14 protein-coding genes and 1 pseudogene are annotated in these 12386 nt (G+C 74.8%); 4 read left to right on the top strand and 11 right to left on the bottom strand.

All coding sequences use genetic code 11. The features are described 5' to 3' along the window. Nucleotides 1-131: 131 nt before the first annotated feature. Genes ACFU74_RS10610 through ACFU74_RS10600 form a run of 3 tightly spaced genes read right to left on the bottom strand, consistent with a single transcriptional unit; the run spans nucleotide 132 to nucleotide 2168 of the window. The gene (locus ACFU74_RS10610; RefSeq protein WP_380754840.1) at nucleotides 132-905 is read right to left on the bottom strand and encodes an ATP-grasp domain-containing protein; all 774 of its coding nucleotides are present in this window, start codon (nucleotides 903-905) and stop codon (nucleotides 132-134) included. Nucleotides 906-954: 49 nt separating this feature from the next. Then, the gene (locus ACFU74_RS10605) at nucleotides 955-1431 is read right to left on the bottom strand and encodes a hypothetical protein (RefSeq protein WP_380754837.1); all 477 of its coding nucleotides are present in this window, start codon (nucleotides 1429-1431) and stop codon (nucleotides 955-957) included. Between the two features lie 17 nt (nucleotides 1432-1448). After that, nucleotides 1449-2168 (bottom strand): TioE family transcriptional regulator, encoded by a 720-nt coding sequence (locus ACFU74_RS10600; RefSeq protein ID WP_380754834.1) that lies wholly within the window; start codon nucleotides 2166-2168, stop codon nucleotides 1449-1451. A 78-nt stretch (nucleotides 2169-2246) separates the two neighbouring features. Here ACFU74_RS10600 and ACFU74_RS10595 point away from each other — a divergent pair, with 78 nt between their 5' ends. Then, on the top strand, nucleotides 2247-3260 hold the full coding sequence (locus ACFU74_RS10595; RefSeq protein WP_380754831.1) for an erythromycin esterase family protein: 1014 nt from the start codon (nucleotides 2247-2249) through the stop codon (nucleotides 3258-3260). On the opposite strand, the gene ACFU74_RS10590 is transcribed toward ACFU74_RS10595, so the two are convergent. The 5 genes from ACFU74_RS10590 to ACFU74_RS10570 all read right to left on the bottom strand — a co-directional run bounded on the left by ACFU74_RS10590 (nucleotide 3235) and on the right by ACFU74_RS10570 (nucleotide 6002). Further along, nucleotides 3235-3375, bottom strand: coding sequence for a DUF397 domain-containing protein (locus tag ACFU74_RS10590; protein ID WP_380754828.1), 141 nt, complete (start codon nucleotides 3373-3375; stop codon nucleotides 3235-3237). The genes ACFU74_RS10595 and ACFU74_RS10590 overlap by 26 nt on opposite strands. 164 nt (nucleotides 3376-3539) lie before the next feature. Continuing rightward, entirely contained in the window at nucleotides 3540-4052 is a 513-nt protein-coding gene (locus ACFU74_RS10585) for a DinB family protein (RefSeq protein ID WP_380754826.1), read from the bottom strand. A 188-nt stretch (nucleotides 4053-4240) separates the two neighbouring features. After that, nucleotides 4241-5044, bottom strand: a complete 804-nt coding sequence (locus ACFU74_RS10580; RefSeq protein ID WP_380754825.1) for a hypothetical protein — start codon at nucleotides 5042-5044, stop codon at nucleotides 4241-4243. Nucleotides 5045-5129: 85 nt separating this feature from the next. Next, a complete protein-coding gene (locus tag ACFU74_RS10575; protein WP_380754822.1) occupies nucleotides 5130-5597 on the bottom strand; it encodes a hypothetical protein in 468 nt (155 codons plus the stop codon). A 6-nt stretch (nucleotides 5598-5603) separates the two neighbouring features. Beyond that, complete coding sequence (locus ACFU74_RS10570) at nucleotides 5604-6002, bottom strand: ASCH domain-containing protein (RefSeq protein ID WP_380754821.1); 399 nt, start codon at nucleotides 6000-6002, stop codon at nucleotides 5604-5606. Between the two features lie 186 nt (nucleotides 6003-6188). Between ACFU74_RS10570 and ACFU74_RS10565 the strand changes: the two genes are divergently transcribed. Both ACFU74_RS10565 and ACFU74_RS10560 read left to right on the top strand, forming a co-directional pair. Continuing rightward, complete coding sequence (locus ACFU74_RS10565) at nucleotides 6189-6989, top strand: siderophore-interacting protein (protein WP_380754819.1); 801 nt, start codon at nucleotides 6189-6191, stop codon at nucleotides 6987-6989. A gap of 155 nt (nucleotides 6990-7144) precedes the next feature. Beyond that, nucleotides 7145-7687 carry a hypothetical protein gene (locus ACFU74_RS10560; protein ID WP_380754817.1) on the top strand — a complete coding sequence of 181 codons (543 nt, stop codon included), beginning with the start codon at nucleotides 7145-7147 and terminating at the stop codon, nucleotides 7685-7687. Nucleotides 7688-8246: 559 nt separating this feature from the next. Here the strand turns inward: ACFU74_RS10560 and ACFU74_RS10555 are convergent. From ACFU74_RS10555 to ACFU74_RS10545, 3 genes and pseudogenes are all read right to left on the bottom strand, one after another. Then, nucleotides 8247-8573 (bottom strand): annotated as a pseudogene (locus ACFU74_RS10555) (alpha/beta hydrolase); the annotation flags it as partial. A gap of 195 nt (nucleotides 8574-8768) precedes the next feature. Then, a complete protein-coding gene (locus ACFU74_RS10550) occupies nucleotides 8769-9980 on the bottom strand; it encodes a serine hydrolase domain-containing protein (protein ID WP_380754816.1) in 1212 nt (403 codons plus the stop codon). A gap of 148 nt (nucleotides 9981-10128) precedes the next feature. Beyond that, on the bottom strand, nucleotides 10129-10656 hold the full coding sequence (locus ACFU74_RS10545; RefSeq protein ID WP_380754814.1) for a CGNR zinc finger domain-containing protein: 528 nt from the start codon (nucleotides 10654-10656) through the stop codon (nucleotides 10129-10131). Nucleotides 10657-10683: 27 nt separating this feature from the next. On the opposite strand from ACFU74_RS10545, the gene ACFU74_RS10540 reads away from it, so the two are divergent. After that, nucleotides 10684-11904, top strand: a complete 1221-nt coding sequence (locus ACFU74_RS10540; protein ID WP_380754811.1) for an MFS transporter — start codon at nucleotides 10684-10686, stop codon at nucleotides 11902-11904. The last annotated feature ends 482 nt before the right edge of the window (nucleotides 11905-12386 follow it).

The raw sequence follows: 12386 nt of genomic DNA, 5'->3' as shown, positions 1-12386 counted from the left end.
GCGGCCGGGAGGTGCCCCCACCGCATGGACTCCGCCCCCAGCCTTCGGCCGGGAGGTGCCCCCACCTCCGCACCGCCGATGCACGCCCTCCAACGACGCCCACTGATCCGACGTGATCCGAAAGAGAGGGCCTAGCGGACGACCTCCGGCACCGGCCGCGCGTAGCCGAGGTCCGCCGGGGCCAGCGCGGTCGCCGGACCGGCGGCGCGCAGCACGACGTCGAGCACCTGGTCCGGGTCGCAGGCGTAACCGCCGCTCGCCCAGGCCGGGTTGGCCTCGACGACCGCCCAGGCGCCGTTGTCGAGCCGGCCGACGTCGACCACGGCGGCGCTCGGCAGGCCGCCCGCCGCCAGGACGTCCGCGGCGAAAGCGAGCACGTCCGGCCCGACCTCCGCCGAGACCGCGAGCGAGCCCGCCACGGCGTAGCGGCTCGCCGCCCGCACCTCGCCGTCCAGCACGAACAGCCGGTACTCGGCCGCGAACGCGACCACGTCGCTGACCAGCACGAGGGTGTCGTCGTCGAGGGCGTCCGGGCCGGGCAGGCCGCTGCCGTCGGGGTGGACCCGGGCCGGGAACAGCTTGTCGACCGGCGGCTTGAGGAACGCCGGCCGGCGCAGCCGCCGCGCCTCGGCGAGCGTGGTGCACTCCACCCGGCGGGCGAGCAGCTCGGCGGGCAGCGTGGTGAGCCAGTCGGCGGGCGGCTCCAGCGGCACGACGCCCAGCACGCCGGCGGCGGTGTCCGCGAACAGCGGCCCGCCGTACAGGTGCGCGGGCCGCAGCCCGGCGAGCTCGGCCGGGACCTCCCACCGCACGGCGGTGTGCGCCCGCAGCCCGCGACGGCGGGCGCGGGTGAGCAGCTGGAGGCCGGTCTCGTTGATCCGGGGCGCGAGCATCAGGAGCGTCATGGGACGCCATGGTGGCCCGCCGTGTGCGGCTGTGGCCAGCGGATTTCGGTCAGTGCCGGGGTCGGTTGCGGCTCAGGTCGCGGGCGTGCAGCAGGGCCTCGCGGACCAGGGCGGTGAGGCGGGCATTGCCCTCGGTGCTGGTGTAGTTCTGCGGGAACGGGTCGACGGACCGCCACTCCCCGTCGGTGAGCGCTGGCCTCGGCGGCCCGGGTTCGATTCCCTCGGGGAGGGCCGGCAATCGGACCAGGAGGCCGGAGGTGCCGTACGCGAAGGCGGCGGCCACGCCCTCGAACGCCAGGACCGGCATGCCGTAGAGGGCTTCGACGGGGTGGCGGGGGGCCAACTCGGAGAGTCGGTCGCAGAGGTCGGGGTGCGTGTGCAGCTGCCAGGGGCCGAGCGTGTAGTCGCCCGGGCCGCTGGGCAGGGTCGCCCGTTCCCGGAGGTGGGCGACCAGCGCGCGGTTCTCCGGCGCGTCGAGGAGCGCCGGGACCGGTGCGGGGGCGGGGCGGCGCTTCCGCTTGGGCATGCGAACGATGGTAGCCCTTACCGTGCAAGGTAGTTGTGGAGTTGCGCCGACGCCTTCAGCATCGCCATTCCCCGGTCCGTGAGCCGCTGCTGCCAGCCGGCGAGCGCGGCGGCGAGGGCGCTGGTCCCGCCCGCCGTGCGGATCTGTTCGACGACGGCCGCGATGTCGGCCAGCCGGTAGCCGCCGCGGCGCAGCAGGTGGGCGAGGTCGGCGTCGCGGACGTCGCCGGCGTCGAAGACGCGGTAGCCGGTGGCGGGGTCGCGGGCGGGGCGCAGGATGCCGGCCGCCTCCCAGGTGCGCAGGGTGGCGGGGGTGAGCCGCAGGCGGTGGGCGAGTTCGCCGATGGTGCGGGGGAGGGGGCCGACGGGGTCCCCGGGGGTGGCCGCCGCCGTCAGGTGGCCGACGGCGGCGCGGACCGCGTTGAGGGTCTCGCGGTCGCGGAGCAGCAGGCCGTGGCCGTGGTGGACGGCGGTCAGGGCGTCGTCGGTCCGGCCGTCGTGGAGGGCGTTCATGATCGCGCCGGCGGTGCGGTGCCCGTACGCGCGGACGAGGGCGAGGAAGGTGCGCAGCGCCGCCGCGTGCAGCTCGGTGTAGATCCGGTACCCGGTGGGGGTCCGCTCGGCGGGCGGGAGGAAGCCGTCCTGCTCGTAGTTGCGGACGGCCTGGGCGGAGAGGCCGTGCTCGCGTGCGAGGTCGGCCGGCCGGAGGTTCCTCGGCTTGTCGGGGTTGCTGGTCACTTTGAGACTTTACAAGGGATTCCTCGGGCCGGTGCCGGAAAAGTCTCAACGGCTGTTTCAAGGATACGATTGAGGCTCATGACACAGGACATCGGAGACTTCCTGCCTTCGTCGTGCGGCCTGGTGGCGCTCGGCGAACCGACCCACGAGGAGCCGGCCTTCGGGCGGGCCCGCAACGAGCTGTTCGGCGCGCTGGTCGAGCGGGGCTTCCGGTCGATCGCCCTGGAGACGGACCGGGTGGCGGCCCTGGCCGTCGACGCCTTCGTCCGGGAGGGGGCGGGGTCGCTGGAAGGCGCGATGCGCGAGGGCTTCAGCCACGGCTGGGGGGCGAAGGAGCCGAACCGGGAACTGGTGGCGTGGATGCGCGCGTACAACCGGAACCGGCCGGCGGAGGAGCGCCTGGCGTTCCACGGCTTCGACGCCCCGACCGAGAACACGACGGCCCCGAGCCCGCGCCGGTACCTCGAACACGCCCGCGACTACCTGGGGATCGACCTGGACGTGGCGGCCCTGGTCGGGGACGACGAGCGGTGGAGCCGGGAGGAGGCGGTGCTGGACGCGGCGATGTCGCCGGGCGCCTCGGCGGAGGCGGACCGGCTGCGGGCGGTCGCGGACGATCTGCTGGGTGTGCTGTACGCCAGCGCGGCGGAGCTGATCGCAGCCACGTCGCGGGAGGAGTGGGAGGCGGCGCGGACGCATCTGACGGCGGGAGCGGGGCTGCTGCGCTACCACCGGCAGGCGGCGCGCCCGATGGAACCGGGCGACCGGCTGGCGGGGCTGCTCGGCACGCGGGACGAGATCATGGCCCGGAACCTGCTCGCCATCCGGAACGTGGAGGCGCGGCGCGGTGGCACCCTCGTGTTCGCCCACAACGGCCACCTGCAACGGAACCCGAGCGTGTGGCGGATGGGGGAGAAGGACGTGACCTGGAACGGCGCGGGGCGGATCCTGGCGGCGCTGGTGGGCGGGAAGGACTACTTCTTCGTCGCGGGCGCGCTCGGCGGTTCCGGTCAGTGGTCCCTGACCCCGGCGGACGAGGAGTCCCCACTCGTTGAGGCCGACCTGGTCATGCAGGTGCCGGAGACGAGCTGAGACCGAGCGGGGCGCCGAACTCCCCGGCACGGACGGCGGTCACGAAGGACTGCCAGGAGGCGGCGGGGAAGAGGAGGGCGGGCCCGTCGGGGTCCTTGGAGTCGCGGACGGGCATGAGACCGAGGTGCCGGCCCCGCCCAGCAGGCCCGCACCCGACAAGCCCTCGCCACCCTAGGTCGTCCGCTCCCCCTCCTCACCCACGGCCAACTCGCCGCCGCCTGACGCGCGACCGGGCCGGAGTGGGAAGTCGGCGGCCCCGACTTCCCACTCCGGCAACCGTCACACGCCGGTGGCCCCGTCGACGCGTTCCCGGACCAGGTCGGCGTGCCCGTTGTGGCGGGCGTACTCCTCGATCATGTGGACGTAGATCCAGCGGAGGCTGACGTCCTGCTCCATGAAGCGCCCGGTGTCGGCCAGGTCCCGGCCGGCGCAGAGCTCGCGGGAACGCGCGACCTCAGCCTGCCAGGTGGCGATGGCGGCGTGCAGCGTGGCGCCCTCGGCCAGGTGGAAGCCGCCGTCGGGGGCGGACGGGTCGGCCTTTGGGGCGTAGACGGACGGGACCTGTTCTCCGGCGAACACTCGGCGGAACCAGTTCCGCTCCACCTCCGCCATGTGCTGGACGAGGCCGGTCAAGGTGAAGCCGGACGGCGGCACGGACGCGATGGCGGCCTGCCCGTCGTCCAGGCCCTCGCACTTCATGGCGAGGGTGGTCCGGTGGAAGTCGAGCCAACTCTCGAGCGTGGTGCGCTCGTCGGCGTTCAGCGGCGGCAGCGGGCGGTCGATGGCACTCATCGTTCGATTATCGCGGCAAGCCCATGTCCGGGATCTCGACGCATCGACCTCGCAGCAGCTTCCACCCACCTGCCCCGAGAACTCCACGCTCGAACACCCTGTCCGTAGGCACGCACAGGAGTGCGCGGTCGTACGCCGCAACGGACCCGCCCCGTCTCCGCGGCGGCGCAGCGGGGCGGGTCGGCCGATCAGTCCGACCCGATGCGGGCCCTGGCCGCCCCGGTCGGAGCTCCGCCGGGTGCCGTGGGGTCCGGCGCAGCCGCCGTGGCCGGCTCCGGTGACGGAGACGGGACGCCGTGCGCCTCCCAGGGCCACGACTCCGGGGGCGGGCCGAAGGCGCGACGGCCGGCCCGCACGGTCAGGGCGGCCATGGCTGCGTTGGCGCCACCGCCGATCACCGCGCCGATGCCGAACGGCGCCACTCGGCCGAGCACGATGATCCCCTGCTTGGTCCCGTACTTCGTGACGAAGTTCCTCCCCAGGACCTTGTTGATCTGACGCAACGTCTCCATCGGGACCTTGGCGACCACCTGGCGCCCCCAGTGCTGCCCCGTCCGCTCGGCGACCTTGCTGATGGTGGCGGAGCCGCTCCCGCCGAGCATGACTCCCATCACGATCGTTCGGCGGCGCTCCAGTTCGTCGATGGGGACGCCGTGGACCTCGGCGAGCGAGAGCGCGAAGAGGGCGCTCAGCTCAAGAGACGAGAACGCCTCGCCGGCCGACAGCGCCAGAGCGACACCCGTGCCGACGCCGGGCGCTGCCGCGGTTCCGCCGACTGCCGCACCCGTCCCGGTCAAGGCGCTGACGAACATCCGCTCCAGATTGCGGATCACCTCTGCCGGCGCCGCCCCCGGGTTCCGCTGGCGGGCCCGGGCGATGTTCTTGCGCACCAGCTGGCTCTGTATCTCGATGGCCTTGTCCAGGAGGTCGAGGACTCGCCGCCCGGAGGATGCTGCTGCCGGATCCGGTTCGTCGGGAGCACCTGTTGCCATGCCTTGAACTCCTTGGGTCGTCACGTTCCGCAGAGTCTCCCACCCGAGCCGGCCGAGTGGACCCTGCTTCCGGTGAACGAGACTCTCAGGCGCCGTCGAGCCGTTCATGGAGGTCCTCGCCGAAGCGGGACCGGTAGACGCCGTAGGCGATGGCCCCGGGGGACTGGTAGCCCTTGTGCTCCGGGGCCGAGACCTCCTCGTCCCACGGCACCACCCGGTCCGGCGCCAGCGGCGCACAGCCCAGGTACAGCTGCGCCGCCTCCTCCAGGCCCAGCTCCCCCGCGATCACCGCGCCCCACAGCGCGCGGCCCTGCCCGACCACCCACAGGCACAGGTCCTCGGTGCTGTCCTCGGACCAGACGTCCCCGTCCACGCTCACGCCCTCCGCGAAGTCTGCCAGCGAGTCCGCCGCTGACTCGTACGCGAGCGCGAACGCTTCGAGGACGCTGCGCGGCTGGGACCCCAGCCACAGCTCCAGGGCCGGCAGGCGCGGCCGGGCCGCCTCCAGGACGTCCCAGAACCAAGCGGGAACGGGATCGGGATCGGGTTCCATCGGCGGTCAGGGGGCCTCGACGAGGCGGAAGGCCAGGCAGACCACGGCGGTATCGTTCTCCACCCGGGTGCCGAGCCGCTCCCAGTAGCCGCGGTGGCCGGTGCGCCACTCCTCCAGGGAGGCGTCGCCCTCGCCCTCCGCCCGGGCGTGCTCCCAGGTCACCTCGGAGAACGGCTTCACCTCCACCCCGGTGATCTCGACGACGCCGACGGACCGGCCGTCGTCGTCCAGCAGCACCAGCCGTTCACCGGGGTGCTCCAGGACCTCGGCCTCCTCGGCGTACTCGGCCAGCAGGCCGGTGGTGGCGGTCTTGCGGCCGGCCAGCGCCAGGGAGTTCAGCTCGGCCCGGATTCCGCCCGGGGTGCCGAGTTCCATCGAGCGCAGGCCGTCGACCCGTGGCCACATTCCCTCATCGCCCCTTCCGAGTGCCGCCGACCGGTCGGTCGTCCTGAGCAGACGATAGGGGAGCGGGGTGACCGTGCGGGGGCGAACACCCCATCAGGTAGGTTAGCCTTACCTAAATTGATGTGAGAGGAGACGGCCCTGACCAGCACCACCGCCCCCGCGCGCTTCCTGCTCTTCCCGCTCCAGGTGGTCCGGGCCACCCGGGTCACCCCGCACATGGCCCGGATCACCCTCGGCGGCCCCGCCCTCACCGGGTTCGTCAACGGCGGCCTCGACCAACGGGTCAAGCTCCTGCTGCCGCTCCCCGGGCAGACCGAACCCGTCATGCCCGAGGGCGAGGAGGAGTTCGGCTGGTACCAGAGCTGGCGCGCCATGGACCCCGCCGTCCGCCCGGTGCTGCGCACCTACACCGTTCGCGCCCAGCGCCACGACCCCGACGAGGTCGACATCGACATCGCCGTCCACGGCGACCACGGGCCCGGCTCGCGCTGGGCCGCGACGGCGGCGCCCGGGGACCGGGTGATCGTCTGCGGCCCGGCGATCGAGGAGGCCGGCGGCGTCGAGTTCCAGCTGCCCGACGGGGCGGACTGGGTACTGCTCGCGGGCGACGAGTCCACCCTGCCCGCCGTCGCCGCGATCCTCGACGAACTGCCCGAGAGCCTCCCGGTGAGGGTGTTCGCCGAGGTCGAGGGGCCGCAGGAGCACGCCTACCTGCCCGCCGGCCGCCCCGGCACCGAGATCACCTGGCTGCACCGTGGCGCCCCGGGAACGCCCGCACTCCCGGACGCCGTCCGCGCCGCCGAACTCCCCGGCGGCGCGCCGTACGCGTGGATCGCGGGCGAGGCGGCGGGCGTCCGCGAGCTGCGCCGCCACCTGGTCGGCGAGCGCGGCTACGACCGGCGGGCCGTCTGCTTCATGGGCTACTGGCGCCTCGGCCGCACCGAGGACCAGCGCGCCGACGAGCCGGTGGAGACGGACGCGGACTGACGGCGGGGAGTCCGGATTCGAGGGACGTCGAAAGGCCTGGCCCGGCCGGCTCGCGCACGGCGAGACTGGCCGGGCCGACGCGGTCCCGAGCGGGCGCGGCGGCACGGTACCCGTCCCACGCAGCAGCGACTCCAGGCTTCAGGAGAGTGCCCGTCATGAGAATCGCGCGTTCCCTCGTTCCCCGCGCCGGTGTCGCCGCCGGTGCCGTGCTGATGGCGGCCGGGCTGCTGGGCGGTCCCGCCCGGGCCGCCGACGGCGCCCCGGCCGCGAGCGCCCCCGCCGCTGCCGCGGCCGCCGCGGTGTCGGACGCCAACCAGACCGTCATCCACGGCACCGCGGGCCTGAACCGCGGCGAGAGCTGGTCCTCGCCCGACGGCAGCACCGTGCTGTACCAGCAGTGGGACGGGCACGTGGTGCTGTACAAGAACAACGTCGCCATCTGGACGGCCGTCGGCACGTACGGGGTCGGCACCTACCTCTACATGCAGGCCGACGGGAACCTCGTCGCGTACGACGCCGCCATGCGCGCGGTGTGGAACAGCCGCACCCCGTACAACCCGGGCGCCTACCTCGCCGTCCAGAACAGCGGCAACCTGGTCGTCTACGCGGGCAGCACCCCGATCTGGTGGTCCAACCACCGCCCCGGCGGCACCGGCCCCGTCGACCCCGAGTGCCGCCCGGGCCGCCTCTGCCCGTGACCCGGTAGCGCCGGTGGCCCCGCACCCCCGTGATCCCGCCCCGCCCGGCCCCCGTCCGGGCGGGGCGTACCCGTGGGGGTGCTTCCCGTGTGCACAGTCGGGTCGTCCACGACCGTCTCGCCCTCGCTCACCTGCTCGGCACCCTGCCGCAGCCGGTCGCGGAGCGGGAGGCGGCCCTGGGCGCGCGGTAGCCGGCGCGCCGGGGGCGAAGGTGTCGGAGCCGTGGAACGCGCCCGGCCGGACGTGCAGTTCGGCCTCGCCGCCGGTGCGCCGGATCGTGTCGGCGCAGGCCGCGGCCTCGCCTCGGAGGGTCTCGGCGGGCCCCACCTCGATGTAGGCCGCGGGCAGCCCCGTGAGGTCCGCCGCCCGCGCCTGGCCGCGTACGGGGCCGGGCCGGGCCGCGTCGGAGGTCCGGTCCCCGGTGTCGTGGCCGGCCGACCGGTGGGCGGGGAAGGTGTCGTTGCGGCCGTCGGGCATCGGGCTCAGCAGCGGCCGGCCGGCCGGCCGGGGCCGGACCGCCCCGGTCGCGGGGCAGCAGGGCGAGCGCGTCCGCGGGTCCGGCGCCCGCGCTCCTGCCCCCGGCGTCGACGCGCCCGGCGTCGACGCGCCCGGCGTCGACGCCGAGCCGCTTCGCGTGGTCGGCCGTCCGGCGGAGGCCGGCGAAGCAGTCCTCAACCGCGGCCGGCCGGTACTCGACGGAGACCGCGGCGATGCCCAGCGGATCCGCCAACTCCCGCAGCAGCCGGGGGAGTACGGGCCAGGTTCTGCCGGTGGCCGGCCCGCCGCCGCGCAGGCAGTAGAGCAGCGGCAGCGGCAGCCGCCAGTGCGACCCGGCGGGCGGGGGCCGGGCGGCGAGGTCCTCCGGGGTGACCGGCTCGCGCGCCACCGCCCCGACGGCCGTCAGCGCGGCGCGCGGCTCCGGGTCGAACGGCGGGGGAGCGGCCACCCCGTGGTCCCCGGCCTCCACCCACGCCCCTCGCCGGCACCCCGATCCGTCGAGTTCGTCAGGCTGCGCCACGCAGGTCGGCACCGGAGTGGGAAGTCGGACCGGCCGACTTCCCACTCCGGGCCGGCGCCCTGGCTATCGGCCCAGCGGGATGTCGTAGACGTGGTCGGGCGTGACGATGCCGGTGATCGCCCGGCCGAGCAGGGTGCTGGGTTCGGCGTCCCCGGCGACGACGTCGGAGTTGAGCAGCACGACCAGGGTCGCGCGCTGCTCCGGCAGGTAGACGGCGAGGCTCTGGTAGCCGAACAGCGAGCCGGCGTGGCCGGTCCAGCCGTTGATGTCGAAGATCCCGAGCCCGTACCCCGCGCCGGTGACGCCGGTGGGCAGGACGTCCAGGCGCTGCGCCTGCGTGCCGGGCGACAGCAGCGTGCCGGTGGCGACGTCCCTCGCCCACCGGGCGAGGTCGTGCAGGTCGGAGACCAGCGCGCCCGCCGCCCAGGCCGACGAGGGGCTCCAGTGGGTGGAGTCGGTCACCGTGCCGGTGGGAGTCCGGTCGGTGTAGCCGTGGGCGTACGGCTCGGGCAGCTCGGTGCCCTGGGGGAAGAGGGTGTGCCGCAGGCCGCTGGGCCCGGTGATCCGGTCGTGGACGAAGGCCTCGATGCTCCGGCCGCTCACCCGCTCGACCAGCAGGCCCAGCAGGATGTAGTTGGTGTTCGAGTACCGGAAGCGCGCGCCCGGCTCGAACTCGTTCGGGTGGCGGTAGCCGTAGGCGAGGAGCTCCTCGGGCGTGAAGACCCGGTGGGGGTCGTCGAGGAACGCGTCGATGAAGTCGTCGTCGTCGGTGTAGGGGAACAGGCCGCTGCGCATGTCGAGCAGGTCGCGCACCCGGATCTCCTCGCCGCCCGGAACGCCGCCGAGGTACTTCGCGATCGGGTCGTCGAGGCCGACCAGGCCCTCGTCCACCAGTTGCAGGACGGCGGTGGCGGTGAACGTCTTGGTCTCGCTGCCGATCCGCATGTTCGTCCGGTCCGTCATGGGCGCGCCGGTCTCCTTCTCGGCGACGCCGAAGGCGCGCAGGTAGCGGCCCTGGCCGGGGATCCAGAGGCCGACCTGCACGCCGGGGATGCCGGCCTGCCGCATCACCTGCCGGATCGCCTCGTCGAGCCTCGCCTGGAGCTCCGGGCTCAGCTCGCGGCCGTCGGGGGCATCGCGGGCATCGGCGGTGGCGGTGGCGGCAGGGCCGGTCACCGGGACGGCGGCCGGCGCGGCGCCGAGCGTCATCGGCAGCAGTCCCGCGACGGCGAGCGCCGTCGCGGCGAGCGTGCGGGCGGGGAAGCGTCTTCTCATGGTGCGGGGCCTCTCAGCGGTTCGGTGGGGGGCTGCTGAGCCGATCGTCGGCGACCGGGGCGCGGCCGGCCGTCCGCCCGCTGCGGGGGCCGGGTGAAAGAGCCGATGATCCATCCGATCAGCCCTGCTGCGCGTCAGCCGTCAGCCGTCAGCCGTCCGCCGGGCGGCCCGCGCGGTGGCGGCGGACGGCGTCGCGGTTGGCGCAGCGCGGGGAGCAGTAGCGGCGACGCCCGGTCCGGGAGGTGTCCGCGAACACCGTGGCGCACCCCTCGACGGCGCAGCGGCCCAGCCGGTGCATCCCGCGCCCCACCAGGTGCAGCGCGGTGCCGGTGGCGATCAGCGCGAACAGCAGGCCGCCGAGCGGCAGGTCGTCGTCGCGGTAGTGCAGGTGCCAGCCGTCGCCCGCGTGGTCGGTCACCCGGGGGTGGGCGGTACCGGCGGCGAGCATCAGGTTGAGCCGGGCCGCGCGCTCGCGCTCGTCCGCCGCGTCGACCACCGCCTCCCAGGCGTCCAGCAGCGCGTGGGTGCGCGTCAGGTCCGCGGGCGTGCCCGGCCCCTCGACCAGCAGACCGGCGGCGCGGCAGCGGGTGACGAGTTCCCCGAAGCTCTGCGGACGCCGGTTCGCCAGCGCGGCGGCCAGGTGGACGGCGTCCTCGCCGTAAGGGTTGAGGTGCATAGGACCATGACAGCAGCATCGGTGGGTATGAGTCACCACGCCACCGCCCCGGCGGCCGGAACGGCCGCGCCGCCCGCGCCCGGCTACCGCTGGGTGGTCCTCGGCACCGCCACCTTCACCCAGGCCGCCGCCTGCTTCTTCGTCCAGGGGATCGGGGCGATGGCCGTCCCGCTTCAGGACGCCCTCGGCCTCGGCGTGACACAGCTGGGCCTGCTGCTCTCCGCCTCCCAACTGGTGCCACTGGTGGGCCTGGTGGCGGCCGGGGAGCTGCTGGACCGGTTCGGCGAACGGTGGGTGGTCGGCCTCGGGGCCGGGGTCGTCGCCGCGGGCCTGCTGGCCGGGAGCCTGGCACCGGGGTACGGGTCGCTGCTCGCCGTGCTGCTGGTGGTCGGCGCGGGGTACAGCACGATCCAGCCCGGCGGCAGCAAGTCGGTGGCGGCCTGGTTCGCGCCCGCGCAGCGGGGGTTCGCGATGGGCGTGCGGCAGGCCGGGCTGCCGCTGGGCGGGGCCCTGGCGGTGGCGGTCCTGCCGCCGCTCGCCACCGCGTACGGCTGGCGCTCGGCGCTGCTGGCCGGCGGGCTGGTCGCCCTGGCGGGGGCCGTCGCGTTCGCCGCGCTCTACCGTCGGCCGCCCGGGGTTGCCGTCGCCAACCATGGTGTTCCGAAGGGAAGTTCGGAGAGGATCGGCCCCATCGCGGACCGGCTCGGGCTGCTCCGCGAGCCCGCCGTGGTGCGGGCGCTGCTGTCGGGCCTGGCCATGGTGTCGGTGCACAGCGGTCTCGGCGTGCTCGGCGCGCTGTACCTGCACGACGCCACCTCCCTCGGCGCGGGCGCGGCGGGCGCCGTGCTGGTGGCGTCCCAACTGGCGGGCATGCTCGGCCGGATCGGCCTCGCGGCGTGGAGCGACCGCAGCCGCGCGGGCCGCTACCGTCCCGTCCTCGTGAGCATGGCGGCGGCCGTGGCGGGCCTGCTGGCGCTCACCACCCCGCTCGGCCACCACCCGGTGGGCGCCGCCGCCCTGTTCACCTGGCTCGGCTTCTTCGGCATCGGCTGGTACGGCCCGTGGGTCGCCCACCTCGCCGAGGCCGCCCCGCCGGGCCGCACCGGGCTGGCCCTCGGCCTGGTGATGGCCGTCAACCAGGCGGCCGTGGTCCTCGCCCCGCCCGCCCTGGGCCTGCTCCGCCTGGGCCGCCCTGGCCGCCGCCACCGCCGTGACCGCGGCCCTCACCGCCCGGGAGCGGCCGGATAGCCGGCGCGCACGCCGCGCGAGGCGACCTCGCGGCGGCCCTGCACGGACTTGAGGCCACCGTGGCCTGCCACCCGTTCGATCAGCGCTTTGCTCGCCCCGGGTGAGGGCGGGGCCGAGCGGGGAGCCGTCGGGCATGCGGCAGGAGACCTCGCCGGCCTGCTCCTGCACGTAGGTTCAGCGGTTCGGTTACCTCGGCGCGGAGAGCGAGAGGGAAACCGAGCGCGGGCGGATCCGGCTTCAGTGCGAGCAGGAGAAGACCACGCAAGGAAGAGGCGAAGGCCAAGCAGGAAGAGGCCCGCCTTCGACGGGAGGAACTACGGCTTGGCGTGAGGCAACCCGGCTCGGAGACGGCCTGACAGCCATCTTCCATGGCTGATCCGCCTCCTGACGGGCGCGCTCCTCCAGCAGTCGGGCGGCCCCCACGGGGACGTGCTTGCCGGCCGCGAACGGTGCGTTCATGTCGTGGGCCCGCAGTTCGCGGG

Origin of the sequence: Kitasatospora sp. NPDC057500 (genome assembly GCF_042802195.1) — a bacterium.
Classification (GTDB): Bacteria; Actinomycetota; Actinomycetes; order Streptomycetales; family Streptomycetaceae; genus Kitasatospora.
Note: the sequence above shows the minus strand (reverse complement) of the source record. Positions and strands in the feature narration are given on the sequence as shown.